We start from the raw sequence: 26,273 nt of genomic DNA, 5'->3' as shown, positions 1-26,273 counted from the left end.
GTATAATAATGACCTGCTTAAGCAGCTATTCATTTATCGCAACTATTTATTGGGAGTATTGCTCATAACAGCATCGCTATTTTTATTTATATCTATCGCAAAATTAATAAAAATAACAAAAGAAAAAATGTTTTGGGCTTATGCATTATTTTGTGCACTTGATATAACAACCTACTTTATTGAAATTAATCACAAAAATTATGATTATTATGATTATTATGATTATTATGATTATTATAATTATATTGATACTGGAGTTTTCTTTCTTGCTTTAATTGCATGGTGGCGACTAAAGACGCAAGCAAATAGTGACGAAATACAAGCAACTAGCGAAGATGGGATTTTAAACGTAGCTACTATCAAATCTTCAAGCCAATTAGCTGTGACAGCTTGTTTATTTGGCCTTGTCGCAACATTTTTTTACTATATATTTTTTGAATATTTGTTAGCACATCAAGAAAGAATGTCGCTTCGACCAATAATATTTATAAAGCCTCTTGTTTATGCGGTAGTATTAGCAACTATTTACTCTGCCGTTAAGCAGATAGCACATACGTTAAATGAGATAAGACTACATACAAATTTCTTATTTTTCTCTATCCTTTTTGTGATATTTACAATAGCAAAAGCAACGACTGACTACATGTATATATATGCTTACGATTATAATTTTTTAAATATCTTTGGTACGCATAATGCCTCAATTAAATCTTTAGTTTCTAGTGCCAATACAATCTTATACATTGGAGTATTTGCTCATTTGTTAGCTACAGTATTTTTATTTTTATTTACAACAAGATTAGTGAGCGCAACTAAAAGTAGGCTATTTTGGATAAATTTTATATTGTTTGTGGTAAGTTCAGTCATACTTTTAGCACTACTATTTCCGGGTAAGCCAGACTTTATAGGCCTTTTAACCAAAAACATAGACCTTTTTAATATAGCAGAGTTTTTCTTTTTACTAATTGCTTGGTATAGCGTGAAAAAAGACACAAGAGAACAGGATAGATCGTAAAACGGCATTTGGCGATAAATTTATAGTTTAAACAGCTAAAGACAAGATGATTTTTGTTTTTAGCTTTGCTATGAGGGGACGAGGCGAAATTTACGATACGAATGGGATTAAAAGCGGTAATATTTTGTTATAGATTTAAATGTTTTGCGCAGCTTAAAATTTGTACAGACTAGACACATAAAAATTTAAATTTTGACTACTGAATCATCAAGGCAAAGTATCTTGTGATGATTTTAAATGCTACGAAGAAATTTTTGACCGAAGATAGAACATATGGTTCATCAAGGGAGAAAATTTCTAGTTCATTTAAAAGCGCGCAAGAGACGAGCCTTTTTATAATTTTCTCATCTTTGCTATTTCATCACGCAGTGCCGCCGCCTTCTCAAACTCCAGCTGCGCAGCCGCTTCAAGCATCTGCTTTCTTAGCTCTTTAACTATCGCAGCTCGCTCGCTAGCTGGCATCTTCTCTAAATTTTTACCGCGTTTATAAATTTCACCATCATCTTCGACGTGCAAGCTTTCTTCGATATTCCTGCTTGCAGAGTGTGGCGTTATGCCGTGAGCTTTGTTGTATTCATCTTGAAATTTACGCCTAGCTGTCGTCGTATCGATCGCCTCTTTCATCGAGTGCGTGATCTTTTTGGCAAACATTAACACCTTGCCATTTACATTTCTGGCTGCACGCCCCATCGTCTGTATAAGGCTCGTGGTCGAGCGCAAAAAGCCCTCTTTATCGGCATCCATTATGGCTATCAGGCTCACTTCTGGCAGGTCAAGCCCCTCGCGGAGCAAATTTATGCCTATTAGCATGTCAAATTCGCCGCTTCTAAGCCCCCTAATGATCTCATTTCGCTCGATCGCGTCGATGTCTGAGTGCATATACTTGACCTTTATGCCAAGCTCGATGTAGTAGCGGCTTAGCTCCTCGGCCATCTTTTTAGTTAGCACCGTAACTAGCACGCGCTCACCTCTTGCGATCACCGCCTTTGCCTCGTCAAATAGCGCCTCGACTTGATTGTCACTATCTTTTATCTCAATAAGCGGATCAAGTAGCCCCGTAGGACGCAAAATTTGCTCATATACGTGCCCCTCGCTGATACCAAGCTCGTATTCGTTTGGCGTGGCTGAAACAAAGAGAAATTTCGCCTTTTTGCTTATAAACTCATCAAATTTAAGTGGCCTATTATCAAGCGCTGATGGCAAGCGAAATCCATACTCCACAAGCACCTCTTTACGGCTCCTATCGCCTGCATACATGCCCCTAAACTGCGGTAAACTCACGTGGCTCTCATCGACGATAACCAGATAGTCTTTGCCACTTATCTCAAAGTAGTCAAACATCGAGTACGGCGTCTCTCCGGGCTTTTGTCCGGTTAGGTGGCGCGCATAGTTTTCGATGCCTTTACACATGCCCGTACTTGCCATCATCTCAAGGTCAAACTCTACCCTTTGCTTTAGCCTCTGCGCCTCGACTAGCTTGCCCTGCTCGTTAAACTCTTTTAAACGAAAATCTAGCTCCTCTTCGATCTCTTTCATAGCGATCTTTAGCCTATCAGCGCCCACGATGAACTGGCTGGTCGCATAAAGCGTAAATTTAGAAATGTCTTTGAGCCGTTTATTATCAAGCACGTCAAAATGATACATCGCATCGATCTCATCGCCAAAAAACTCAACCCTTAGGGCTTCGTCGTTGTAATACGCTGGATAAATATCAACCACATCGCCATTTACACGAAAGTCCCCCCTGTCAAAGTAGTTGTCATTGCGCTTGTAGCCCATATCTACAAGCTGCTCTAAAAGCTTTCTTTGGCTTATCTTCTCCCCTACGCTAAGATATGCCACCATCCCTTTATACTCGCTTGGATTACCAAGTCCGTAGTTTGCAGAGACTGAGGCCACGCAGATGACATCATCAAAGCTTAGCAAGCTAGCCGTCGCAGAGAGGCGCAAACGCTCAAGTTCCTCATTTACCGAGCTATCCTTTTCTATATATAGGTCGCTTCTTGGGATATAGGCCTCTGGCTGGTAGTAGTCGTAGTAGCTTATGAAGTACTCGACATGGTTTTTTGGAAAAAAGCCCTTAAATTCGCTGTAAAGCTGAGCAGCTAAGGATTTGTTGTGCGTCATGATAAGCGTTGGCATGTTTAGCTCACGTATGACATTTGCCATGGTAAAAGTCTTACCAGATCCTGTCACGCCTAGAAGAGTTTGGTATTTATTGCCTGATTTTATGCTTTTTACTATCTCTTTTATCGCTCTTGCTTGGTCGCTGCTTGGGCTAAATTTAGATGAAATTTCAAATTTACTCATTGATTGCCTTTAAATTTGGGCGAATTTTATAGCAAAGATAGTGCTTTGTCAAATGATAATTTTAATAAGAATTTAGCCTCTGCGTGTTAGAATACGAGCCTAATTATTATTTTAAAGGAACTTTTATGTTTGAAGATAATGCGATCTTAACCACACTAAGCGATAAAGTAAATGACCTGATCACAAAATATGACGAACTTTGCAAAACGAACGAAGAGTTACGCAACGAGATCGTAACTTTAAAAGCACAAAATGAGGCGAAAAGCAATCAAATCATGCGTTTAGAAGAGGATCTTGACAAGAAAAATACCGAAGCTGATGATGTAATGAGAAAAATCGAAGCTGTCCTTGGCAGATAAGCTTGGCTAAAATATGAAAAAAATCATGCTCACGATATCATCTCGCGACTATACGATCACGCTTGATGATGATTTTGCTAAATTCTTTGAAGATGACTGGCAAAATTTAATGGGCGGACGCCAATTTATCGAGCCAAAAGAGCTTTTAAATGCCTTTATAGAAAAATGTTATGAAAATTATGCTGTGATAAAGGCCGTAAAAAATTTAACTGGCAACGTTGATGAGATATTAAAGCGAGAAGAGAGATGAAAAGACGAGCTTACACCTTGCTTGAGCTGATATTTATAGTAGTTATACTAGGTATTTTAAGCACAGTCGCTATACCTAGGCTATTTTTTTCTAGAAGTGATGCTACCATCTCAAATGCAAAAACTCAACTTGCTGCTATAAGAAGCGGAATTTCACTAAAATACAATGACAATATCTTGCAAGCAAAGCCAGAATTTCCACAAAAACTAGACGATGGCGATCCAAGCAAACTCTTTAAAAATGTTATAAATATACCGATAAAAGATAGCGGCAGCAAAAATGGTTGGCACAGAATAAGTGATGACAAATACACATTTAGACTAGATGGCAAAGTAGCAAATTTCAAATACGACAAAAATACTGGTGATTTTGGTTGCAGTGATGAAAATGAAATTTGCAAATCACTTCAGTAATGCATTATTACATACTCGCATTTTATGGGCTAAATTTAGCCCCGCTCACTTATGAAAGCGATCAAAAACTAGAAAAATTTCAAGGCGTAAAGGCTTCTTTAAGAGGCAAAATTCTTACTGCTTTTATCATAAAAGAGACTGGCAAGCCAGAGTTTAAAACAAGTAAAATTTTAGAAATTCTACCGATTAATCTAACTTCAATGCAAAGCGAATTGGCAATATTTATCTCAAAATATTACACATGCGAGCTTGGCGTCAGCCTAAATTTATTTGAACCAAATGACACTATTGCAGTAGATCAAATTTATGAAAATCAAAATTTTAATGTAGCACCAAAACTAAGCGAAAAACAGCAAGAGGCTTTGGATTTTATAAATAAACGTAAAATTTCACTCATCTTTGGCGACACTGGAAGCGGAAAAAGCGAGATTTATATAGCAAAGATCAGAGAAATTTTAAACGCAGGCAGCCAAGCGCTATTTTTAATGCCCGAAATTTCACTCACGCCACAAATGCAAAAACGCCTTGAGAGTTTCTTTGGCGAGGCAGTAGCAGTCTGGCACTCAAAGATAACATCAAAGAAAAAAGAGCAAATTTTAAAAGATATAAAAAGTGGCAAAGTTAGGCTAATCGCAGGTGCGAGGTCGGCTTTATTTTTGCCACTTGAAAAACTAAAACTTATCATCATCGACGAAGAACACGACGATAGCTACAAAAATACAGGCTCAAAGCCACACTACAATGCAAGAGACCTTGCTCTCTTTCTAACTAGCAAATTTGACCTACAAGTAGTGCTTGGAAGTGCCACGCCAAGCCTTACTAGCTTTTACAAGCAGGAGCATTTTCGCTTAAAAGGGACATATTTTGATTCGCAAAAAAATTACATTTTCGATGAGAGCGAGACTGGAATTAGTGAAATTTTAAAAGATGAAATTTCAAAAACACTCGCGAATAAAAAGCAAGCTGTCATCTGTCTGCCAACAAGGGCAAATTTTAAATATCTAGTCTGCAAAAACTGCGGTGAAACGCTAAAGTGTCCATTTTGCAGTATCGGTATGAGCTATTACAAAAAACAAAACGTGCTAAAGTGTCAATACTGCGAGCATAAAATGGCTGTGCCAAAGACCTGCCATCAGTGCGGTAGTGAGATGATAGAGGCTAAAAAGATCGGTACTAGCGAGCTACTTGAGCGGATGCAAGCCGAATTTGCTAATGCCAGAATCGCTAAATTTGACAGGGATGAGATAACGACGCAAAACAAGCTCGTAAAGGCTTTGAAGGAATTTAACGACGGCAAGATAGATATCTTGCTTGGTACGCAAATGCTAAGCAAAGGGCATGATTATCACAACGTAGAGCTTGCTGTTATCATGGGCTTTGATGAGCTTTTAAATTTTCCTGATTATAAAGCCAGAGAGCGAACTCTCGCTCTTGCCATGCAAGTAGCTGGCAGAGCTGGCAGAAACGGGGCTGGTAGAGTTATCATTCAAAGCAAACAAAGAGATTTTTTTGAGAGTTACATCAGCGATTATGACGCATTTTTAAAAGAAGAGATAGATTATAGAAAAGAGCTTTATCCGCCATTTACCAGGCTTCTTCGCATTATCATCTCACATAAAGATGAACACATAGTAAAAAATACAATGAATGAATTTGTGCAAAGAATAGAACCTTTAAGAAGCGATGAACTTGAGATCATAGGATACGGAAAGTGCCAAATAGAGTATCTTGGAAGCAAATTTAGATATGAAATTTTACTCCGTTCAAACTCTCATATGCCTCTTTTAAAAGCTGCAAACCTCTGCAAAAGCGAGCTTAGCGATATTGATATTGATCCAGTTAATTTTAGTTAAAAATGCTAGTCTAAAAACTATCCAACAAAGACATGGTAAATTTTAAAATAGATAATAGAGAAACCTAATGCTTATGAAAGCATTATGAAATTTGATAAGTTGGCTATAAAGAGTAAGTAAAATTTTAGAAACTACATCCAATAAAAATACTAATTTTTAAACTATTAAAAATAAATTTTCAAGCCTTTTAAAAGCCATTTTTCTTTATAATCCCCAATAAAAATTTAAAGGCAAAATTTTGCAACGATACCCAACAAAACAGATAAAAATTCGTAATGTTTTAATAGGTGGCGACGCACCAATATCCGTGCAATCAATGACATTTTCAAAGACAAAGGACGTAAAAGGCACGCTTGAGCAGATACAAAGGCTATACTTTGCAGGCTGTGACATCGTGCGCTGCGCAGTTTTTGACAAAGAGGATGCCAGCGCGCTAAAACAGATAGTCGCAGGCTCACCCATACCAGTTGTTGCAGACATACATTTTAACCACACCTACGCACTCATAGTTAGCGAATTTGTCGATGCTATCCGCATAAATCCCGGCAACATCGGCTCAGCCAAAAACATAAAAGCGGTCGTTGATGCCTGCAAGCAGCGAAATTTACCTATCCGCATAGGCGTAAATTCTGGCTCGCTTGAAAAGCAGTTTGAGGATCGCTACGGCCGCACAGTTGAGGCTATGGTGGAGAGTGCTATGTATAACATCAAGCTTCTTGAGGATTTTGACTTTACAGATATTAAAATTTCTCTTAAATCGAGCGACGTTGAACGCACAATGCAAGCATATAGAGTGCTTCGTCCAAAGACAAATTATCCATTTCATCTTGGCGTTACTGAGGCAGGTACCACTTTTCACGCCACTATCAAGTCCGCGATCGCTCTTGGTGGGCTTTTGCTTGAGGGCATCGGCGACACGATGAGAGTTAGCATTACAGGCGAGCTTGAAGAAGAGATCAAAGTCGCAAAAGCGATCTTAAAAGATAGTGGCCGCCAAAAAGAGGGACTAAATATCATCTCATGCCCAACTTGTGGGCGTTTGCAAGCTGATCTAATGGCAGCAGTTAAACTCGTAGAAGAAAAGACAAAAGGGATAAAAGAGCCACTAAACGTTTCAGTCATGGGCTGCGTGGTAAATGCTATCGGTGAGGCAAAAGGTGCAGATGTTGCCATAGCGTTTGGCAAAGGCAATGGCATGATCATGCGTCACGGCGAAGTGGTCGCAAGACTGCCTGAGGGCGAGCTTGTGGATAGATTTTTACAAGAGATCGATGATGAGATAAAAAGTAGAGACTAAAGGAAAATTTGTGGCAAAGCAAAGAGTTAACGAGATAGAATTTACAAACCTTTACGACATTGATATGGAGCGAGCTATACTAAGCTCCATTTTGCAAAACAACGATATTTTAGGTGAAATTTTTGATATTGTTAAGGCAAAGGATTTTTATCTAAAAGGGCATTCGCAAATATACGATGCAATGGTAGCTTGCCTAAATAGTGATGATCCCATAACTATGCCATTTTTAAAAAATAGACTTGGCGAAAAATACGACGAAGAGCTAATACTAGATATTTTGGGCACAAATTCCCTAATAGACATTCAAAAATACGCAAACGAACTAAGAGAAAAATCTATAAAACGAAGTCTTGTAAAGATCGCTCACAATATACCAAGTAAAGTAAATGAAGACAAGCCAAGTCGCGATATGGTCGATGATCTTAGTCAGGAATTTTACTCTTTGATAGAAGGTGGAAGCACTGGAGTCATAAAAGAAGGTAAAGAGATCATCATGAAAATGATGGATCATATTAATGCTCAAGCCTTGCTTGGTGAAAAAGATATAGTTGGACTTGACACTGGATTTAAGAAGCTAAATGAGATGATAAAGGGCTTTAAAAATGGAGACCTCATCATCGTCGCAGCTCGTCCAGGCATGGGAAAAACGACACTTTGTTTAAATTTTATGAGTCAGGTTCTAAAAAATAATGCTGGAGTTGTTTTCTTCTCGCTTGAGATGCCAGCTGAGCAAATAATGATGAGAATGCTAGCAAGCAAGACATCTATCCCGCTTCAAGACATAATGACCGCAAAGATGGATGATGAAGCGTTGGCTAGATTTAGCGATGCTTGCGAGGAGTTTGCGGCTAGCAAGCTTTTTGTGCATGATAGCGGCTATGTAAATATCCATCAAGTAAGAACGCAAATGCGAAAACTAAAGGCTATGCATCCTGAAATTTCACTTTGCGTGATCGACTACATCGGTCTTATGATGAGTACAAATAACTACGCTGATCGTCACGTCCAAATAGCTGAAATTTCTCGTGGATTAAAGCTTTTGGCACGTGAGCTAGATATGCCAATCATCGCTCTTTCTCAGCTAAACAGAAGCCTTGAATCTCGCGCAAATAAACGCCCTATGCTAAGCGATCTAAGAGAATCAGGTGCGATCGAGCAAGATGCCGACATCATTCTTTTTGTTTATAGAGATGAGTTTTATCTAGAACAAGAAGAAAAAGAGAAAGAAAAACGCGCAAGTGCCGAGGGCAAAGAGTACAAGAGCAATCACGTCTTTAATAAGCTTCAAGAAAAGGCTGAGATCATCGTTGGTAAAAACAGAAATGGTGAAACTGGCTCAGTTGATGTGCTCTTTCAAAAGCAACACTCAAGGTTTGAAGATATGTCTGCAATGCCAGTATCTGATGTTTCATTTGAAGGCTGATGCGTTTTAAAGCTTTAAAAAATAAAGAATTTTTCACTATATTTTGTCTGTTTTGCCTTTGCATTTTTTCTATAAATTTAGCTATTATGTATCATAAATATCAAATTTTTATGGACAAAGGCGAACAAGAGCTAACAGCAACCGTGATTTCTAGCTACGAAAAGCTTGGAGATGACGGCAAGAAAAGGCAAATTTTAAAGCTTAAGACTGATGAGTTTTTATTTTATACGCTTGGGGCTAAAACAGATGACTTTAAAGCTGGAGATAATATATTTCTAAGCGTCATAAATTTAGACGTTAGTTTTAAAGACTATCTTGCTTCCTCCTTTTATATGCCTAGCTTTTCACGCGAAAAACTACCACAAAAAGTCACACCAAATATCAATCAAAAACTACAATCACTCATCTACGCCCAGCATGAAAATAGTAAAATTTCACAGCTCTACTCGGCTCTATTTTTAGGCACAAGTATTGACGGCAAGCTAAGAGATGATGTCTCGTACCTTGGTATAGCGCATCTTATAGCCATAAGTGGCTATCATTTAGGTTTTATAAGCGCAGTTATATTTTTTGTATTTAGGCCGCTTTTAAAATTTTTATATGCGAGATTTTTGCCTTTTAGAAACTACAACTTTGATCTAGCTATTATCGTTTTTATAGTCTTGTCATTTTACTTTTTTATAATAGGCTTTATACCAAGCTTTTTGCGAGCGTTCTTAATGAGCATTTTAGGATTTTATTGCACGTTAAAAGGTGTTAAAATTTTAAACTTCAAAACACTTTTTATAGTGGCACTTGTTAGTATATCGCTCTTTCCGCAGCTACTTTTTAGCGTAGGTTTTTACTTTTCACTTATGGGCGTTTTTTACATATTTTTATATTTTAAACACCTAAAAGATAAATTTCCGCCTTTCATTCATCTTATTCTTTTAAATTTATATGTTTGCTTTGTAATGGAAATTTGCGTGCTTTATTTCTTTCCGCTCATTAGCTTACAACAGCTTAGCGTCCTTGCTATCAACTACATCTTTAGCGTTTTTTATCCATTAAGTGCCGCACTTCATATGGCTTCGTATGGCGACATCTTTGATGGATTGCTAAATAATGTTTTAAATTTTAGACTAAGCTCGACTAAAATTTTTGTGCCAGCTATTATTTTTATCTTTTATAATATCGCTTCACTTCTAGCTATAAAATTTAGATCAATATTCTACATTTTGCCACTATTTGGACTTCTGTGTTTTGCTATTGCCAGCTATAAAATTTACGCCTAAGCGATCTTCATACCATAAAATTTCATTATCTTGTTGTGAATTATCAAAGATATATACATTATAACAGCGCCTAAAATTAGCCTAGTTAAGTCTGTATCCTTTTGCCAAAAGACTAAATTTACGATGATAGCAGCTGGAATGAGAGCATTATTCATGATAGCAAGTACGCCACTATCGACCTCGCAAGCCCCTTTGTTCCACATAAAATATCCAACTCCACTAGCGACTATGCCAAGCCAGAGAAGCACTAAAATTTGCGTTGAAGTAAGTGAAAATTTGGCTGGATTGCCAAGAGTAAGAAGCGCAACGATAGCTACAAAAAATGCCCCAAAGTGAAAGTAGCCAAAGACATTTTTTTGGTCCACGTCAAATTTTTCTAAAAGTGCCTTATATGCACTCTGCCCTGCTCCAAAGCAGATATTTGCCGCTTGCACTAGCAAAAAACCCTTTAATACACCATCGTTTATAGCGCCATATTTTATAACCAAAGCTCCAAAAACCGCAACACCAACGCTAAATAGATAAAGTGGTCTAAATTTAAAGCTAAATGCGTCGTATATGAGCGTCACGTAAAACGGCGTAAAAATGGTAAAAAGTGCGACTTCTGGCACGCTTAGATACAAAAATGAATTGTAATAAAATAGATACATAAGTCCTATTTGCACCGCTCCGATCGCCATTATGCCAAATGCTAGCTTTGGACTGATACCACGAAATTTTGTAAATGGCAAAAAGACTAAGCTCGCAAGCGCAACCCGAATAAAAACAGCCAAATAGCTATCAACCTTGCCAGCTAAAAACTCACCTATCAAACTAAAGCTAAATGCCCACAAAATGGTTACAAAGATCAGTTTATTCAATTATCACCTCATTTATTTTTCTTGCACATTCAAAAAAATACTCAAGCTTGTTTAGCTCAAGTAAATCGCCATCAAGTATAAAATTTGCCCTGTCGCTAAAATTTTTCTCACTCACAAACAAAAATTCTTCATATTTTATCTCACCATCAAGATACCCATTTAGCAGATCAACAAAATCACTATCAAGCTTATCTTGCTTCAAATCTTGCAAATTTAACTTTGCATTTAAGCCTTTGATCGTGCTTTCTAGCTCTTTTAGGCGAGTGATTATCCTATTTTCCTCATCGCTTAGATCAAGTGCCGCCTTTTGCTCTTCTATGCGTTTAGCTTGACTTTGCTTGCTAAGACTTAAGCTATCAGGCAGCTTCCACTCAAATTCCACTCTAGGCCTGTTCGCATCAGCGTAAGCGCCTATCATCTGCGAAGTCGTCCTCTCACCTTTTTTAAAGCTGTTATTATTCACACTTTGCGTATCTTTTAAGTAAATTTTTGGAGCAAATTTGCTCTTTTGCTTCTCATTTTCTTGCTCTTTTATAAATTTTTCTTGCTCCATTGCCCCAAGTTTTGCGCTTATATCATCTTTACTAAAATCAGGCATCATTATCTTTGAGCCAGCATTAAAGCCGATCTCGCCATTTGAGAGCAAATTTATCCTTGAGTTTAGCTCTGCTAGCTTAAGCCCAAGCTCGTCAAGCTCAGCTCTTTTTTTATCAAGAGTGAAATTTATCGCATCAAACTCAGCTTTATTTATCTCGCCATACTCAAACCAAAACTCATTTTCAGTCGCAGCCTTAGCAAAGCTATCTACAAATTTTGTCTCTAAATTTATAAGTGAATTTAGGGCAATGGCGTTGAAATAAACCTTTGCGACCTGAAAAGCGGTGAGATTCATCAGCTCTTCGTCTTTGTAAATTTTCTCCACGCCCTTGTGGTCTAAAATTTTATCAGCAGCCTCGCTCGCACCGCCGTCAAAGATAAGATACTCAACCTTTGCCGTGATCGATCCAGCCTTTGTCATATATCCGCCCTTTATCTCATCAGGCACAAAGGTATATCTGCCATCAAGGGATAAATTTAGCTTTTTACTCTTATTTTTATTTATATATTCATTTTTATTAAATTCTTTCAAACTCTCAAGCTTCGCACTTTGCGCTAGAGCGATGATCTCTAGTAAATTTCCAGCCCAAAGAGGCAAAGCAAAGAGCAAAACAGCTAAAATTTTCTTCAAATTCTCTCCCTTTCATAAAATTTTCTTATAAATTTATCAAGATTATAAACCCAAGCAAAGAGCACTGGCACGACAAGCAAGCTTAGCAAGGTCGAGCTAATGAGCCCAAAGATGATGCTTATAGCCATAGGCGAGTTGGCCTCAAAGCCAGCTCCTCTGCTAAGTGCAAGTGGTAGCATAGCAAATATCATCGCAAAAGTGGTCATCAAAACAGCCCTTAAGCGCTTTTTTGCAGCCATTTTTACAGCTTCGTTCGCCTCTATGCCACTATTTGCAAAGTGGTTTGCAAAATCAACTACCAAAATGGCGTTTTTACCGACCATGCCAAAGAGCAAGATGACGCCAACCATGACAAATAGGCTAAATGGATTGCCGCTTATAAAAAGGCCAATCACGACGCCACAAAAGGCAAGTGGCATGGCGAGCATGATGAGAAATGGCAGCAAAAAGCTCTCATAAAGTGCAGCTAGCACCATGTAAATAAGCACCGCACTAGCGCTTACTGTAAAGATAAAAGAGGCGTTTGTATCGTCCATCAGCTCGACAAATCCAAGAAATTTATACTTGAAATTTGCTGGCAAAATTTCATCAAGCTTCTTTGAAATTTCATTTGCCACGCTATTTAGCGGAGCGTTATTTTTGGTATTTGCTAAAAATTTTATCTCATCAGCTCTATTAAATCTAGAAATACTAGCTGGCTTTTGCTCAAAACTAATCGTCGCCACATCGCCAAGTGTGACAAAAAAGCCCTCTTTGCTTCTTATCTTGGTCTTTAAGATATCATTTGTATCGCTTCTAAATTTATCATCAAGGCGCATATAAAGCTCATACTCTTTGCCATTTTCGTTTTCAAAAACAGAGACCTCGTTCTCGCTAAATGCGCTATAAACGGCGCTTGCAACGCTGGCTTTATCTAAATTTAGCCTCTTAGCCTTATCTTCATCGATAGAGATTTGCACGCGTTTTAGCAGATCTTCTTCGGGCGAATTTACGTCCGTTGCGTCGTTTATCTCTTTTAGCATTTTGCTAATCTTTGGCACAAATTTCTCTAGCTCTTTACCATTTTCAGAAGTGATAGTAAGCTTTACTGGCTGCACATCGCCGCCTTCAACCACAGGCAGATCAGCCACGATGACGCTCATATCGTCACTCTTTAGCTTGTCGCGAAACCTCTGCATGATGGCATTTTGTCGCTCGTGATTAGCTCTATCTTTTAGCTCCTTTAGCCTAACGTAAGCTTTTACAAGATAAGACTGTTTGGCGTCTGTGTAGCCAAGGATGAAGTAGGCGTAAGCGACCTGAGGATCGGTATTTATGAGTGAAATTTTATCTTTTAGCCTCTCTTTGCTAGCTTGCAGGCTAAGTGAGGGATCAAGCTTAAAGTAGATATTAAACTCTGAGTTATCCTCGCTTGGCATGAAGTCGCCGCCTACAAATTTAGCCAGAGCAAATGAGCAAACAACGACCGCAAGCGTTATAGCTAAAAATATGAGCTTAAATTTAAGTGCTAAAGCTAAAATTTTCTCATAGAAATTTTCAAGTGCCTCAAAAAATGGCTCGCTCTTTAGAAAAAAGCTACTTTGTTTAGCATTTACAAACCTTGCACTAAGCGTTGGCACAAGAAATATACTCACAAAAAACGAGATGACGATGCCAGCTGCCACGCTCATCGCAAATGAGTTAAAGTACTTGCCAACGATGCCACTCATAAAGGCGATAGGCACAAAGACGCAAAGCAGAACGAGCGAGATCGCAAAGACGCTAAATATTATCTCTTTTATGCCTGCAAAGCTTGCCTTTAGGGCATTTGGTTCATCTTTTAGCTTGCTAGCGATATTTTCAGTGACAACGATCGCATCATCGATGAAAATTCCAATGCCTAGCGTTAGCGCTATAAGACTTAAGCGGTTTATGTCGTATCCTAGGGCGTTTATGATAAAAAATGTTGCTACGATACTAGTTGGGATCGCTACGACTGAGATGATAGTGATCGAGAAATTTCTTAAAAACAGATATACGATCACGATAGTTAGCAAGACGCCAAGGATCATATCAAAGGCGGTTTGATCGATGTGCTTTTGTATCACTTCGCTCTTATCATAAGCTATTTTTACGTCGTATTCGCTGCCAAGCAGGCTTTTAAACTGATCTAGCTTTGACTTAGCTAGAGCGATCACGGTTAGAGCGTTTGCGTCTGGGGCTAGCTCAAGACCAAGTAAAACGCCACTTTTTTTATCCATTATCGCAGCTTCATTTGCATCTTTGTAAGCAAGATCAACGCTTGCGATATCTTTTAAAAAGACCCCTTGTTTGATCGTTAAATTTCTTATCTCATCTACGCTTTTGGCGCTAAAATTTGACTTGATCGCCATTTGGATCTGTTCATTTTCTATCTTGCCAAGCGGCGCTTTTAAATTTTCAACCTTTATCAAATTTGCCACTTCGTTTGCACTAAGGGCGTTTTTATCAAGTTTAAATCTATCAAGTAAAATTTTCACCGCTGGCTCTAAAAAGCCATTTGTCTTGACCTTTGAAACGCCGCTAATGCGCTCCAAAAACGGCTTTGCCACGTCATCGATCTCTTGCATTAGCTTAGTTTCATTGCCATCAAGCCTTGTGATAAAGAGACTAAAGACGGCTGAAGATAGGCCATTTAGCTTTTCTATCTCGTAGTTTGCATTTAGACGTGCCTTTTGCATCTTGTCACGGACGTCATTTGTTGCACCCTCTAAGTCTTTATTTAGTTCAAATTCGATGCTAACCACACTTAGGTTGTCAAAACTAGTTGAGTAAAGCTTTTTTATCCCCTCGATGCTTGAGACCTCGTCCTCGATCTTTTGCGTGATCTTTGTCTTGATGTAGTTCATATCGCCGTTTGCGTAGGTTGTGATCTTAACGATTGGGATATTTACTTGCGGGTATAAATTTACATTCATCGTCTTCAGAGAATAAATTCCAAAGACAACGAGGCTTAAAAAAACCATTAATGTAGTTATAGGGCGGTTGATGGCTGTTTTTATCATTTATTTTCGCCGATTATCACTTTTCCTTGACCAAACATGCCTGGCTTTAGTCCGCTGTCATAAGCCTGGGCGTAAAATTTTCTAGTCTCTCTTTTTATCTCTGGATAGATGAGAGCGATTTTTACCTCTTTTTCATCGCTTGTTGCGTCAAGTTTAAATTTAAATGTATCGCCAACTTTTACTAAATTTACATATTTTTCATCGATCGCTATTAAAATTTTAACCTCTTCAGAGTTTAAGACAAAGGCTGGCTGAAGCGGCGAAACACTCTCTCCAAGCTCAATGTTTTTACTAGCGATAACACCATCAAAAGGAGCTTTTAAAACAGCTTTTTTAAGGCGATCTTGTGCATTTAAAATAGCAATTTGTGCACTTTGAACCCGAAGTATCGCTTCGTCAAATTTATACTTTACCTCGTCAAATTCTTGCTTTGAAGTGACGTCCCTTACTTGAGTAAATTTATTTAAAGTATTTTTTGCAAATTCACTAGCATTTTTTGCTAGCTCAAGATCATTTTTTGCCTTTTTAAGAGCGATTTCTAGACTACTTTGATCAAGAATAGCTAGCACGTCACCTTTTTTAACATGGCTTGATACATCTACAAAAATTTTATCCACCTTGCCACTACCCTCAAATGCAAGCTTTGAGCTTTGCTTAGCATAGACTTCAAAATCAGCAAAAATTTCTTCACTAGCAAATGAAAAAATGCCAAATATCATCAAAATTATCAGCTTTTTCAATCTCTAATCCTCTCTAAAATCGGCTCACCATTTTCAAAAAAGAACTCCGCTTTTTTGATTTCAAGCTCATCCTTTGCGCTCTCAAAAAGGCTAATGGCATCAAATTTTTGAGAAAGCGCCTCAAGTAGGTCGCTATATCCCAAAAGCCCAGAATTATACTTCTCATAGCTAGCTTTTAATGCCAAATCGCTTGCTTTTACATATTCGTTTAGTGAAACGATTTTTGAAGTAAGTACCACGATTTCACTTTGCAAATTTTTAAGCCTTGTCTCGTTTTCACGCTTTTTGTACTCCAAATTTAGCCTTGCCTCATCAAGCGCGATCTTTTGGGCCTGACTCATCTTGCTAGTGGCGAAAAAATCAAAAATTTTCCATTTAAAAGCGATACCAAATTTATTGCCATGAGTATCTTCTTTTAGGTATTTATCCACGTATGAGCGGTAAGAACTAAATCTGCCTAGATCGATATCGTAATTATTTTTATAAAATCCATATGTGTCATAAAGCAAAATTTGAGGCAAAAAGCCAGCTCTTGTCTCGCTAAGCTTAGCTTCGCCTAAAAATATATCTTGGCTTAGTCTATCAAGCTCGGCATTTTTTGAAGCTAAATTTGAGCTAATATCAGCCATCTTTGCTCCAGCTACTGGCAAAATTTTCTCACCAGTTAGCAAATTTATTTCATTTAAGATTTGCTCCATTTTGTTTTTGTATTCAAGCTGTGTGCTATTAGCTAAGTAATATTTAGCCTTTACATTTTCAAGCTCATCTTTCGCGGTAAGGCCTGCAATGTTTGCCTTTTCAAGCTTATCTAAAACGCCTTTTAAAAAATTTGCCTGAGCCTGCTTGGCCGCGATTATATTTTCAAGTGCTAGAGCATTAAAGTATAAATTTACAGCCTTAAGTGCAAGATAATTTTTAGCTTCATTACTTGCTATGGCGGCTTTGTTTTTTAAAAGCTGGCTCATCTTTAGCCTAGCCTCTCTAGCCCCGCCATCATATAGTAAAAAATCAATCCTAGCTAGCACACCGGCTGACTCTTTAGCGACTATACTTGGAAAAGTGCTTGCATTTTTGCCGTATGAGCCCTCTAAGCTAAGGCTTGGCATATATGAGCTTAATGTGGCTTCATCGTTTAAATTTGCTCTTTTTAGCTCAAACTCTTTGATCTTTGAAATTTCATTTTGTGTAGCTTTATTTGCGATCATGCTTAAATTTGAACCAAGCAAAAATATCGGCAAAAAAATGAATAAAAATTTTTTCATTAGTGAAAGCTTTTTACAAGATTTCCTATTAGTAAATTCCAGCCATCAACAAGCACAAATATAAGCAGTTTAAATGGTAGTGAGATCATTACAGGAGGAAGCATCATCATACCCATAGCCATCAGTACTGAGCTTACGACCATGTCGATAACTAAAAATGGCAAATAGAGCAAAAACGCTATCTCAAAAGATGTCTTTAGCTCACTTATCATGAAAGCCGACATTGCGATGCTTAGCGGTATCTCTTCAATATTTGCTGGATTTTGCAAATTTCTAATCCTAAAGAAAAGCGCAAGGTCTTTTTCTCTTGTGTTTTTCACCATAAATTCTTTAAATGGCTTTAAGCTTTTATCAAGCATCTCTTCATAGCCTATCTGCTCAGCTATATAAGGCTTTATGCCCTCATCGTAGCTTCTTTGCCCAACTGGCTCCATGATAAAAAATGTAAGAACCATCGCAAGCGAGATGAGCACTGTTGAAGGAGGCACTTGTTGCGTGCCCATCGCTTGGCGCAAAAAAGAAAATACGATAACAAGCCTTAAAAAACTTGTCATCATAAAAATGAGCGAAGGAGCGAGTGCAAGTGCGGTGAGGATTAGTAAAACGTTTAGAGAATTTACAAGTTGCTCGGCATTTGTTGGAGAATTTAGACTTAAATTTATAGTTGGTAGTGCAGGATCAGCCCCAAAAACCGTGCAAAGTAAAACCGCTAAAGCAAGCAGTGCTTTCACGACTAATTCCTCATATCAAGGATACTTTTCTTAGTAGCCTCTTTATTTTTTGGCTCAAGCGATATGAAGTGAATTTCTACCCTATTATTCTTAGCTCTGCCATCTTCTGTGCTGTTGCTAGCGATCGGATCAAACGAAGCTTTGCCAGAAGCTATTATCCTATTTTGTGGCACGCCATCGTTGATTAGCTCTTCAACCACGCTTAAAGCCCTTGCAGTTGAAAGCTGCCAGTTATTTTTATAAGCTGAGTCTTTGCTTGGTTCTATATTATCTGTATGGCCGATAATATCGGCTTTTACATCATTAGGCATTTTCGCCACAATCATGCCTATTCGTTTTAAAAATAGCTTCGCATCTTCACCAGAAATTTCAGCACTATCTTTCTCAAAAAGCATAGCCGCTGGAAGCCTTACGATAAAGCCATCTTCGCTCTCTTCCATCGTAATCTCAGGTGCCCCACTAGCAGCTAGTAACTCATTTATCTTTTTAACATTCATATTTAGCTCACTTTGTGAGCCCTTTTGCTTACTTATCTTTTTTGCACGAGTATTTTCTGGATCTGTCTCTTTTTCTATCTGATTTTCAGGCCTAGCACCACCTTCAAGCACACTTAAAGCACCAGCTAGTGAGCCAACAGCGGCCTCCATCTTTTTAGCATCCATTGTCGCCATAGAAAGTAATAAAACGAAAAAACAAAGCAAAAGTGACATGAGGTCACCAAAAGCAGCTAGCCACTCAGGCATACATTTTGGACACTCTTCTGGTTTTATTAACTTACCCATTATTCAAACTGACTTTTTCTATCTTTTGGTGGTAAAAATGCTAAGAGCTTAGCTTCAAGCGTTCTTGGATTATCACCTGCTTGTATCGACATGATTCCCTCAAGTACGACTTGTTTTTCAAGTGCTTCATCAGCATCGCGAATAGAGAGGATATTTGCCACAGGCGCACCTATGATGTTACCTATCATCGCACCATAAAGTGTCGTAAGCAAGGCAACCGCCATTGATGGGCCGATCGCACTAGGATCTGACATGTTAAGAAGCATCGCAACAAGACCAATGAGCGTACCGATCATACCCATAGCACCCGCAAAACCGCCGACTTGCTCAAAAATTTTAATATTATTTGAATGTCTTGTACTAGTTTGATCAATATCGATCTCTAAAAGTGCTCTGATCGCATCTGGCTCATTGCCATCGACCGCCATTGAGAGGCCTCTTTTTAAAAACTGATTTGTCTCATTATTTACTTCGCTTTCAAGCGATAAGATACCATCACGTCTAGCTTTAGTTGAATAATCAACTATTTTTTTTATAGTCTCAGGTAAATTTACTACGACTGATGGCTTAACAGCAATGCCATAAAATTTACCAATTCCTTTAAGCGTCTCCATCTTGAAGCCAACCATCATAACGCCGATAGTACCACCAAAAACGATCATCACAGAAGGAATATCGATGTATGGTCCTATACCAACGCCTATCGCCATTGATCCAAACAAAAGCACCAGGGTCAAAACCCAGCCGACGACGGTTCCTAAATCCATTTAAACTCGCTTTATTTATAAATTCTTAAGAATTGCTATTTTATTAGCTTTTTGTTGAAACAATCGTTAAATTAAAAAAAATGTTTGCCATTTTTTGCTACAATCTGCGAAATTTTTAACGTTAAAAGGCTTAAAAATGAACAATACTTCAATCATAATTTTAGCAGCTGGTCTTGGCACAAGAATGAAATCAAAACGCCCAAAAGTTCTATTTGAACTTTGCGGTGAGCCAATGATCATTCACATCTTAAAGCAAGCTTATGCGATCACAAATGACGTTAGTGTCGTGCTTCACTACGAAAAAGAGTTAATTAGCAAAAAGATAAAAGAAATTTTCCCTCAAACTAAAATTTTTGAGCAAGATCTAGCAAATTTCCCAGGCACTGCTGGAGCGATAAAAAGCGTAAATTTAAGCGGCGAAAAGGTGCTTGTAACTTGTGGCGATATGCCTCTTGTAAAATCAACCGATCTAATGCGTCTAGCAAATGCTGAAGCTGACGTGGTTATGAGCTCATTTGAAGCAGCAAATCCTTTTGGGTACGGTAGAGTCATCATAAAAAACGGCAAAGTTGAAGGTATCGTCGAGCAAAAAGATGCGAGCGAAGCGCAACTTGCTATAAAAAGCGTAAATGCTGGCTGCTACTGCTTTAAGCGCGAAGCACTAGAGCAAATTCTACCGCTCATAAGCAACCAAAACGCGCAAAAAGAGTACTACCTAACTGACGCCATAAAAATAGCAAATGAAAAAGGCTTAAAGTGCGTTGCAGTAAATGTTAATGAGCAAAATTTTATGGGCATAAATGATAAATTTCAGCTTAGCATCGCTGAAAAAATAATGCAAGACGAGATCAAGCAAGATTTGATGAAGGCTGGCGTTTTGATGCGCATGCCTGAGAGCATTTTCATAGACAGCAGAGTTAAATTTGAAGGCGAATGCGTGCTAGAAGAAAACGTAAGCATCCTTGGTGAGTGCGTCATCACTGAGAGCATCATCAAAAGCTCATCAGTAATAGAAAGCAGCGTCATCAAAAACTCAGACATCGGTCCGCTAGCTCACATCAGACCAAATTCTGAAATTTCTGACACGCATATAGGAAATTTCGTCGAGGTTAAAAAAGGTGTTCTTAACGGCGTAAAAGCTGGACATTTGAGCTATCTTGGCGACTGTGAGATAGAAAGCGGCACAAACATCGGGTGTGGCACAATCACATGCAATTACGACGGCAAAGCTAAGTACAAAACCAAAATCGGCAAAAACGTATTTGTTGGCTCAGATACGCAGCTAGTTGCCCCTGTAAATATTGCTGATAACGTCATCATCGCAGCAGGTAGCACCATCACAAAAGACGTTGAGAGCGGAGCTCTAGCTATCAGCAGAGGTCGTCAAGAGAACAAAAGCGGCTTTTTTGAGAAATTCTTTGGCAAAGACGATGTTAAAAAATAAGAAAATTTTACTTGCCGTTTGCGGCAGTATCGCCTTTTATAAGGTATTTGAAATTTTATCGCTACTTAAAAAGAAAGGCGCTGATGTTTATGTGGCTTTAAGTGACGGAGTGCTTAAATTTTGCAGTGCAAGCGGCTTTGAGGCGCTAAGCGAGCATAAAATTTTAAGCTCTCAAACTCAAAACTGGCAAGATGGCGTAAATCACATAGCCTACTCTAAAATGGATCTAGTCCTCATCGCACCTGCCTCGGTAAATACGATAAATAAGCTAGCAGCTGGCATCTGTGACAATGTCTTTATGCAAACGCTAATCGCCGCCTCACACGTGCCTTTAGTTGTAGCTCCGGCTGCAAATAACAATATGATCGAGCACTTCGCTACGCAAAACTCACTTGAAATTTTAAAGAAAAACGGCGCTTTAATAGTTGAGCCGGTTCTTAAAACTCTAGCTTGCGGAGATATTGGCAAGGGCGGTCTTGCAAGCCCTGAAGTGATAGTTGAAGCGGCGATAAAAAAGCTTAGCAAGCCTCTTTTTGTAGGTAAAAAAGTAGTGATCACTGGTGGCGCAACGACAGAAAAGATAGATGACGTTAGAGCCATTACAAATTTCTCAAGCGGTAAGATGGCGATGGCGATTGCAAGGGCTTTTTACTACGCTGGTGCTGATGTTACGCTACTTGCTAGCTTTGAAACCGCAAACGAGCCATTTGAGATTTTAAAATTTAGCTCAAGTAGCGAACTTTTAGAGCTTTGCAAGAGCGAGTGTGAGAGTGCAAATTTACTTGTGATGTGTGCTGCAGTAAGCGATTTTATGCCGACAAAAATTGATGGCAAGATAAAAAAAGAAGACGTCGGCGAAATTTTAAGCTTAAGTCTAAAGAGAAATGTAGATATTTTGCAAAGCTTAAAAGAGTTTAAATGCAAAAAGATCGGCTTTAAGCTTGAAATCTCAAGTGAGAGCGCACACAAAAACGCTAGAGCAATGCTAGAGCAAAAGGGGCTTGACGCAGTTTGTCTAAATATATTGGGTGAGAAAAATGGCTTTGCAAGCGAGCAAAATGAGGTAAATTTCATCACGAAAAATAATGAAACTTTGCTACCGCTTGCCACAAAAGACGAGATCGCAAGACATATCGTGGAGCTAGCGGCAAATTTATGATAGAGAAAATTTCTCGCATTCAAAAAATAGCAAAAAATGCAAATTCACCGTTAGTAGCTATAAATTCGTCACTTCCGCTTAGTATCTTAGTAAGCCAAAAGATCGGTTTTAACAGATACATTTTAAATTTTGCAAATAGAAATTTAAACACAAAAAGCGCAAAAGAGCTAAACGTAGGCTCGAGATACTGGGGCGAGGTGCAAAGCCAGGGCGAAAATATCGTCATAAAAAATTTATACGAAAAGCCAAGAATTTTAGACGAAGATGTCTTGGCTGATGGGCTAAATCTTATCGAAAATTTGATAGAAAATGAGAATTTATCGTGGTTTTATGACCATTTATTTAAAAGTCTAAGTGAAGCTAAAACAAAAGACGAGATGAAAGTGCTAGCAAAGATGCTCTTTGCTCTGCAAGAAAATGTCGTGCATATACCATTTATTTATAATGGCATAAACGGCGTTTTTCAGCTAAAAAAAGATGAGAATGATATGAAAATTTTTTTAATATTTTCAAATTTTGCTCCACTTATTTTTAAATTTAAAGATGAAGCTTTATGCGAGATCGCGACTCCATTTAATAATGTAGCTAGCTTGCTAAAAAGTGAATTTAGCGCCAACATAACAGTGCAAAATGTGAGTGCTCTTTGGAGCAAAAAAGAACAAATTATTGATATAAAAGGTTAAAGATTGAATGAATTAAACCACCTTGCTATTATCATGGATGGAAATGGACGCTGGGCTAAAAAACGTGGATTTTTACGGACAAATGGGCACGAAGCTGGAGCAAATGTAGTAAGCGATATGTGCGAATTTTGTATCGATAATGGAGTGAAAATTTTAAGCCTTTACGCGTTTAGTACTGAAAACTGGAAAAGGCCGCAAAAAGAGGTTGAGTTTTTGATGAATTTGCTTAAGAAATTTCTCATTTTAAAGCGTGCTGACTTTATAAAAAATGGGATCAAATTTAACACGATTGGTGACATTTCGCCATTTAGCGATGAGCTAAAAAACGAGATAGAAATCACCAAAAACGCTACAAGAGAGAATAAAAATTTATTATTAAATTTAGCTATAAACTACGGCTCAAAAGATGAGATCATTAGAGCTGCAAGAAAGCTAACTTTAGAAGGTGTAGATATAAACGAAGCAAGCCTAAATGCAGCACTTGATGAGAGTGAGCCGGTGGATCTTCTCATTAGAACTGGTGGCGAAAGTAGGCTTTCAAATTTCATGCTCTGGCAGGCAAGCTACGCAGAGCTATTTTTTACGCCCACACTTTGGCCTGACTTTAGTAAGGATGAGCTTGCAAGTATCGTTGCTAAATTTAAAGATATAGAGCGAAGATTTGGCGGAGTTTAGCGAGATAATGGATAATTTAGTCATCTTTTTTGCCGCTTTTGCTTTTGTTTTGGGTATTTGCGTGGGCTCATTTTCAAATGTGCTGATATATCGCTTGCCACGAAATGAGAGCATAAATTTTCCAGCTTCTCATTGCCCAAACTGCGACCATAAGCTAAATTTTTATCACAATGTTCCAATTTTTTCGTGGATATTTTTAGGCGGCAAATGTGCCTTTTGTAAGCAAAAAATAAGCCTCATCTATCCAGTGATCGAGCTAGTTTCTGGGATACTTTTTTTGATCTGTTTTTTAAAAGAGTGCGGCGAAATTTTAAGCGTAGAAACCTTGCTTTATGCGCTATTTTTAGGGCTTTGCTTTATCATGCTACTAGCTCTTAGCGTCATAGACATAAGATATAAAGCCGTGCCAGATCCACTTCTTTTTGCGGCGCTATTTTTCGCACTTATCTACGCTCTAATGCTTTTTATATTTAAAGGAAATTTTGCCCAGATTTTAAATTTATTCCTTTTTGCACTTATCTTTTGGGTGCTTAGATTTGTCGTAAGTTTTGCCATAAAAAAAGAAGCGATGGGTAGTGCAGATATCTTTATAGCAGCGATCATCGGAGCTATCTTGCCAGCCAAACTGGCTCTAGTGGCGATCTATTTGGCAGCGCTTCTTACGCTTCCAGTCTATGCGCTCGTTCAAAAAAAGGGCTATGAGCTGGCTTTTGTGCCATTTTTAAGTCTTGGCTTACTTATTACATACGCTTTTAAAGAGCAAATTTTAGAAATTTTAAGGTTTATTTATGAGTAGAGTGAATAGATATCTTTTGTTTAACTTCCTAGGGACTTTTGCGTCGCTATTTAGTACGCTTTTTTTGATCATGTCGATCGTATTTTTCATCCAGATCGCGCGTATCACTTCTTACATTGAGATCAGCTTTGGTGAGCTTTTTAAACTCTACTCATTTATGCTTCCACGCGTGTTACTTTTTGTCGTGCCTATCGCATTTTTTGTATCACTTGCGATGACTCTTTTTAGATTATCAAAAGAGAATGAAAGTATCGTTATTTTTACGCTTGGTGGCTCACCAAATAAGATTGCTAAATTTTTTTTAATATTTTCAGCGTTTTTAAGCACCGCTCTACTTATAATCGCTACCATAATGATACCAATAGCCGCACAGCTAAATGCAAATTTTATTGATTATAAAAAGACTGTCGCAAAGCTAAATTTAAAGCCAACCCAGTTTGGACAAAAATTTTCTGACTGGATGGTCTATGTGGGTAGTGAAATGCAAGACAACAACGGCACTACCTATAAAGATATCGTGATGTTTAATCCTTACATTAAAGACTCCCAACGCTTAATCACTGCAAAAAACGCAAAGATCACTAATACAAATCAAAGCATCGAACTTTCTTTGGCAGATGGAAAAATGTATGATATAAAAGATGAAATTTATCATGAAAGCAACTTCAAATCTATGAAGATAAGGACTGCCCAAAGTGAAGAGATAAGTGATATAGGAAGTATAAAAGAGTACTGGACGGAGGCAAATAGTAGTGAAAAAAGAAGAAAAGATTTTAGTACGTATGTACTTGTTGCACTATTTCCACTTGCCAGTACACTTTTTGCTATAAGCTTTGGCATCGTTACTTATAGATATGAAAAGGGTATGGTTTATGTTGGTACGTTTGGCGTTTTATTTGGCTATTTTACGCTCATAATGCTATTTTCATCAAAACCAGCTTTTGCGATTCCACTCATATTTTTCGTCTTTTTGTTGGCAGGAATTTTGCTTTTTAAAGCCAAGATCATGCGAAGATACTAATGAAAATCCAACTAATTTATAGCTATGATGGCTCCAAATTTCAAGGCTCGCAAACTCAGCCACATGAAAATGGCGTAGAAAATGAGCTTTCGCATGCTCTAGCTCACGTTGGAATATTTGAAAAAATAGTCTCTAGCTCACGTACAGACAAAAACGTCCATGCGATCAATCAAAGTTCAAGCGTAACTTGTGGCGATCATTTTAAAAATTTTGAGCATCTAAAAGAGCTAATCAACCGCCATGCTCATCCAAATATTCATATAAAACGTATAAATTTAGTTGATGAAAATTTTCAAGCAAGATTTGACGCCGTAGCAAGGTCCTATAGATACATTATAGATCATGGAGAATTTGATGTTTTTAGCTCAAATTATAAAGTCTTTTTGCCAAAATTTGATATCAAAAAAGCAAATGAAATTTTATCTAATTTTGTTGGCAAGCATGATTTTAGCTCCTATATGAAAACAGGAAGTAATACAAAAAGCCCAGTACGAGAAATTTTTAAGGCATTTTGTTATGAATACAAAAACCAAACTATCATCGTTTTTAAAGCGAATGGATTTTTACGCGCACAAGTACGGCTTATGGTTGCAAATCTGCTTAAAGCTTTAAGTATCAAAAATGGTGCTGAGCTCATCAATGCTTCACTTAACGGATGCTCCGCTCTAACTCGTATCCCAGCTCCAGCTGAAGGACTTTATCTAAATAGAGTTTTTTATAAATTTAACTAGGTTTTTAAAATATTCAATAGTAAGCTTATTTAAAATATTAAATAAAGAATCCTAACCCTCCTTCAAATTTTCAACGCAGTAAATGATAAAGAAAAACTTTTCAAGATCCACTCTGACTCACCTAAAGCTTGCCCACTTGGTGGCAAGATCGAAGGCCTCTTAACCAACCACTTCCTA

At 38.0% G+C, this 26,273-nt stretch carries 24 protein-coding genes; 15 read left to right on the top strand and 9 right to left on the bottom strand.

Annotated elements, in window-relative coordinates:
- The coding region (locus CVS92_RS06215) for a hypothetical protein (RefSeq protein ID WP_159070352.1) at positions 1–1,015 on the top strand (1,015 nt) is incomplete at its 5' end.
- Between the two features lie 333 nt (positions 1,016–1,348).
- On the opposite strand, the gene uvrB is transcribed toward CVS92_RS06215, so the two are convergent.
- Complete coding sequence (uvrB, locus tag CVS92_RS06205) at positions 1,349–3,325, bottom strand: excinuclease ABC subunit UvrB (protein WP_107788880.1); 1,977 nt, start codon at positions 3,323–3,325, stop codon at positions 1,349–1,351.
- Between the two features lie 125 nt (positions 3,326–3,450).
- Here uvrB and CVS92_RS06200 point away from each other — a divergent pair, with 125 nt between their 5' ends.
- The 7 genes from CVS92_RS06200 (at position 3,451) to CVS92_RS06170 (ending at position 10,194) form a co-directional block, all read left to right on the top strand.
- Positions 3,451–3,684, top strand: coding sequence for a cell division protein ZapB (locus CVS92_RS06200; protein ID WP_021091279.1), 234 nt, complete (start codon positions 3,451–3,453; stop codon positions 3,682–3,684).
- A 13-nt stretch (positions 3,685–3,697) separates the two neighbouring features.
- The gene (locus CVS92_RS06195; protein ID WP_107788879.1) at positions 3,698–3,934 is read left to right on the top strand and encodes a hypothetical protein; all 237 of its coding nucleotides are present in this window, start codon (positions 3,698–3,700) and stop codon (positions 3,932–3,934) included.
- Positions 3,931–4,347 (top strand): type II secretion system protein, encoded by a 417-nt coding sequence (locus CVS92_RS06190; RefSeq protein ID WP_084042158.1) that lies wholly within the window; start codon positions 3,931–3,933, stop codon positions 4,345–4,347. The genes CVS92_RS06195 and CVS92_RS06190 overlap by 4 nt, the downstream gene beginning before the upstream one ends.
- A complete protein-coding gene (locus CVS92_RS06185) occupies positions 4,347–6,200 on the top strand; it encodes a primosomal protein N' (RefSeq protein ID WP_107788878.1) in 1,854 nt (617 codons plus the stop codon). Before CVS92_RS06190 ends, CVS92_RS06185 begins: the two co-directional genes overlap by 1 nt.
- 238 nt (positions 6,201–6,438) lie before the next feature.
- Positions 6,439–7,497: a flavodoxin-dependent (E)-4-hydroxy-3-methylbut-2-enyl-diphosphate synthase gene (gene ispG, locus CVS92_RS06180; protein WP_107788877.1), complete on the top strand. Its 1,059-nt coding sequence runs from the start codon at positions 6,439–6,441 to the stop codon at positions 7,495–7,497.
- A 10-nt stretch (positions 7,498–7,507) separates the two neighbouring features.
- Positions 7,508–8,920 carry a replicative DNA helicase gene (locus tag CVS92_RS06175; RefSeq protein WP_072594392.1) on the top strand — a complete coding sequence of 471 codons (1,413 nt, stop codon included), beginning with the start codon at positions 7,508–7,510 and terminating at the stop codon, positions 8,918–8,920.
- Positions 8,920–10,194, top strand: a complete 1,275-nt coding sequence (locus tag CVS92_RS06170; RefSeq protein WP_107788876.1) for a ComEC/Rec2 family competence protein — start codon at positions 8,920–8,922, stop codon at positions 10,192–10,194. The genes CVS92_RS06175 and CVS92_RS06170 overlap by 1 nt, the downstream gene beginning before the upstream one ends.
- On the opposite strand, the gene CVS92_RS06165 is transcribed toward CVS92_RS06170, so the two are convergent.
- Genes CVS92_RS06165 through CVS92_RS06130 form a run of 8 tightly spaced genes read right to left on the bottom strand, consistent with a single transcriptional unit; the run spans position 10,191 to position 19,587 of the window.
- Complete coding sequence (locus tag CVS92_RS06165) at positions 10,191–11,054, bottom strand: EamA family transporter (protein WP_103641207.1); 864 nt, start codon at positions 11,052–11,054, stop codon at positions 10,191–10,193. The genes CVS92_RS06170 and CVS92_RS06165 overlap by 4 nt on opposite strands.
- On the bottom strand, positions 11,047–12,282 hold the full coding sequence (locus tag CVS92_RS06160; protein ID WP_107788875.1) for a TolC family protein: 1,236 nt from the start codon (positions 12,280–12,282) through the stop codon (positions 11,047–11,049). The genes CVS92_RS06165 and CVS92_RS06160 overlap by 8 nt, the downstream gene beginning before the upstream one ends.
- A complete protein-coding gene (locus CVS92_RS06155) occupies positions 12,279–15,305 on the bottom strand; it encodes an efflux RND transporter permease subunit (RefSeq protein WP_107788874.1) in 3,027 nt (1,008 codons plus the stop codon). The genes CVS92_RS06160 and CVS92_RS06155 overlap by 4 nt, the downstream gene beginning before the upstream one ends.
- Positions 15,302–16,045, bottom strand: a complete 744-nt coding sequence (locus CVS92_RS06150) for an efflux RND transporter periplasmic adaptor subunit (RefSeq protein ID WP_107788873.1) — start codon at positions 16,043–16,045, stop codon at positions 15,302–15,304. The genes CVS92_RS06155 and CVS92_RS06150 overlap by 4 nt, the downstream gene beginning before the upstream one ends.
- Positions 16,042–17,307 (bottom strand): TolC family protein, encoded by a 1,266-nt coding sequence (locus CVS92_RS06145; protein WP_107788872.1) that lies wholly within the window; start codon positions 17,305–17,307, stop codon positions 16,042–16,044. The genes CVS92_RS06150 and CVS92_RS06145 overlap by 4 nt, the downstream gene beginning before the upstream one ends.
- Positions 17,307–18,029, bottom strand: coding sequence for a flagellar type III secretion system pore protein FliP (gene fliP / locus CVS92_RS06140; RefSeq protein WP_413784237.1), 723 nt, complete (start codon positions 18,027–18,029; stop codon positions 17,307–17,309). Before fliP ends, CVS92_RS06145 begins: the two co-directional genes overlap by 1 nt.
- An 11-nt stretch (positions 18,030–18,040) precedes the next feature.
- Positions 18,041–18,820 (bottom strand): flagellar motor protein MotB, encoded by a 780-nt coding sequence (locus tag CVS92_RS06135; RefSeq protein ID WP_087577924.1) that lies wholly within the window; start codon positions 18,818–18,820, stop codon positions 18,041–18,043.
- Positions 18,820–19,587: a motility protein A gene (locus CVS92_RS06130; RefSeq protein ID WP_021091276.1), complete on the bottom strand. Its 768-nt coding sequence runs from the start codon at positions 19,585–19,587 to the stop codon at positions 18,820–18,822. The genes CVS92_RS06135 and CVS92_RS06130 overlap by 1 nt, the downstream gene beginning before the upstream one ends.
- A 136-nt stretch (positions 19,588–19,723) precedes the next feature.
- On the opposite strand from CVS92_RS06130, the gene glmU reads away from it, so the two are divergent.
- Genes glmU through truA form a run of 7 tightly spaced genes read left to right on the top strand, consistent with a single transcriptional unit; the run spans position 19,724 to position 26,096 of the window.
- The gene (gene glmU / locus CVS92_RS06125; RefSeq protein WP_107788870.1) at positions 19,724–21,031 is read left to right on the top strand and encodes a bifunctional UDP-N-acetylglucosamine diphosphorylase/glucosamine-1-phosphate N-acetyltransferase GlmU; all 1,308 of its coding nucleotides are present in this window, start codon (positions 19,724–19,726) and stop codon (positions 21,029–21,031) included.
- Entirely contained in the window at positions 21,018–22,190 is a 1,173-nt protein-coding gene (gene coaBC, locus CVS92_RS06120) for a bifunctional phosphopantothenoylcysteine decarboxylase/phosphopantothenate--cysteine ligase CoaBC (protein ID WP_107788869.1), read from the top strand. Before glmU ends, coaBC begins: the two co-directional genes overlap by 14 nt.
- Positions 22,187–22,873: a hypothetical protein gene (locus tag CVS92_RS06115; protein WP_107788868.1), complete on the top strand. Its 687-nt coding sequence runs from the start codon at positions 22,187–22,189 to the stop codon at positions 22,871–22,873. Before coaBC ends, CVS92_RS06115 begins: the two co-directional genes overlap by 4 nt.
- A gap of 3 nt (positions 22,874–22,876) precedes the next feature.
- Positions 22,877–23,548 (top strand): polyprenyl diphosphate synthase, encoded by a 672-nt coding sequence (gene uppS, locus CVS92_RS06110; protein ID WP_107788867.1) that lies wholly within the window; start codon positions 22,877–22,879, stop codon positions 23,546–23,548.
- A 7-nt stretch (positions 23,549–23,555) separates the two neighbouring features.
- Positions 23,556–24,344, top strand: a complete 789-nt coding sequence (locus CVS92_RS06105; protein ID WP_107788883.1) for a prepilin peptidase — start codon at positions 23,556–23,558, stop codon at positions 24,342–24,344.
- Positions 24,337–25,365, top strand: a complete 1,029-nt coding sequence (locus tag CVS92_RS06100; protein ID WP_107788866.1) for an LptF/LptG family permease — start codon at positions 24,337–24,339, stop codon at positions 25,363–25,365. Before CVS92_RS06105 ends, CVS92_RS06100 begins: the two co-directional genes overlap by 8 nt.
- On the top strand, positions 25,365–26,096 hold the full coding sequence (gene truA / locus CVS92_RS06095) for a tRNA pseudouridine(38-40) synthase TruA (RefSeq protein WP_107788865.1): 732 nt from the start codon (positions 25,365–25,367) through the stop codon (positions 26,094–26,096). The genes CVS92_RS06100 and truA overlap by 1 nt, the downstream gene beginning before the upstream one ends.
- Positions 26,097–26,273 lie beyond the last annotated feature (177 nt).

It is taken from the genome of Campylobacter concisus (assembly GCF_003048555.1).
GTDB classification, from domain to species: Bacteria; Campylobacterota; Campylobacteria; order Campylobacterales; family Campylobacteraceae; genus Campylobacter_A; species Campylobacter_A concisus_AO.
The sequence above is the reverse complement of the archived record's forward strand: the minus strand, read 5'-3'. Positions and strand labels throughout refer to the sequence as shown.

Coding starts and splice junctions, on each gene's coding strand:
- uvrB (WP_107788880.1), bottom strand. CDS start 3,325: ATGAGTAAATTTGAAATTTCATCTAAATTTAGCCCAAGCAGCGACCAA.
- CVS92_RS06200 (WP_021091279.1), top strand. CDS start 3,451: ATGTTTGAAGATAATGCGATCTTAACCACACTAAGCGATAAAGTAAAT.
- CVS92_RS06195 (WP_107788879.1), top strand. CDS start 3,698: ATGAAAAAAATCATGCTCACGATATCATCTCGCGACTATACGATCACG.
- CVS92_RS06190 (WP_084042158.1), top strand. CDS start 3,931: ATGAAAAGACGAGCTTACACCTTGCTTGAGCTGATATTTATAGTAGTT.
- CVS92_RS06185 (WP_107788878.1), top strand. CDS start 4,347: ATGCATTATTACATACTCGCATTTTATGGGCTAAATTTAGCCCCGCTC.
- CVS92_RS06170 (WP_107788876.1), top strand. CDS start 8,920: ATGCGTTTTAAAGCTTTAAAAAATAAAGAATTTTTCACTATATTTTGT.
- CVS92_RS06155 (WP_107788874.1), bottom strand. CDS start 15,305: ATGATAAAAACAGCCATCAACCGCCCTATAACTACATTAATGGTTTTT.
- CVS92_RS06145 (WP_107788872.1), bottom strand. CDS start 17,307: ATGAAAAAATTTTTATTCATTTTTTTGCCGATATTTTTGCTTGGTTCA.
- CVS92_RS06135 (WP_087577924.1), bottom strand. CDS start 18,820: ATGGGTAAGTTAATAAAACCAGAAGAGTGTCCAAAATGTATGCCTGAG.
- CVS92_RS06130 (WP_021091276.1), bottom strand. CDS start 19,587: ATGGATTTAGGAACCGTCGTCGGCTGGGTTTTGACCCTGGTGCTTTTG.
- glmU (WP_107788870.1), top strand. CDS start 19,724: ATGAACAATACTTCAATCATAATTTTAGCAGCTGGTCTTGGCACAAGA.
- coaBC (WP_107788869.1), top strand. CDS start 21,018: ATGTTAAAAAATAAGAAAATTTTACTTGCCGTTTGCGGCAGTATCGCC.
- CVS92_RS06115 (WP_107788868.1), top strand. CDS start 22,187: ATGATAGAGAAAATTTCTCGCATTCAAAAAATAGCAAAAAATGCAAAT.
- CVS92_RS06105 (WP_107788883.1), top strand. CDS start 23,556: ATGGATAATTTAGTCATCTTTTTTGCCGCTTTTGCTTTTGTTTTGGGT.
- CVS92_RS06100 (WP_107788866.1), top strand. CDS start 24,337: ATGAGTAGAGTGAATAGATATCTTTTGTTTAACTTCCTAGGGACTTTT.
- truA (WP_107788865.1), top strand. CDS start 25,365: ATGAAAATCCAACTAATTTATAGCTATGATGGCTCCAAATTTCAAGGC.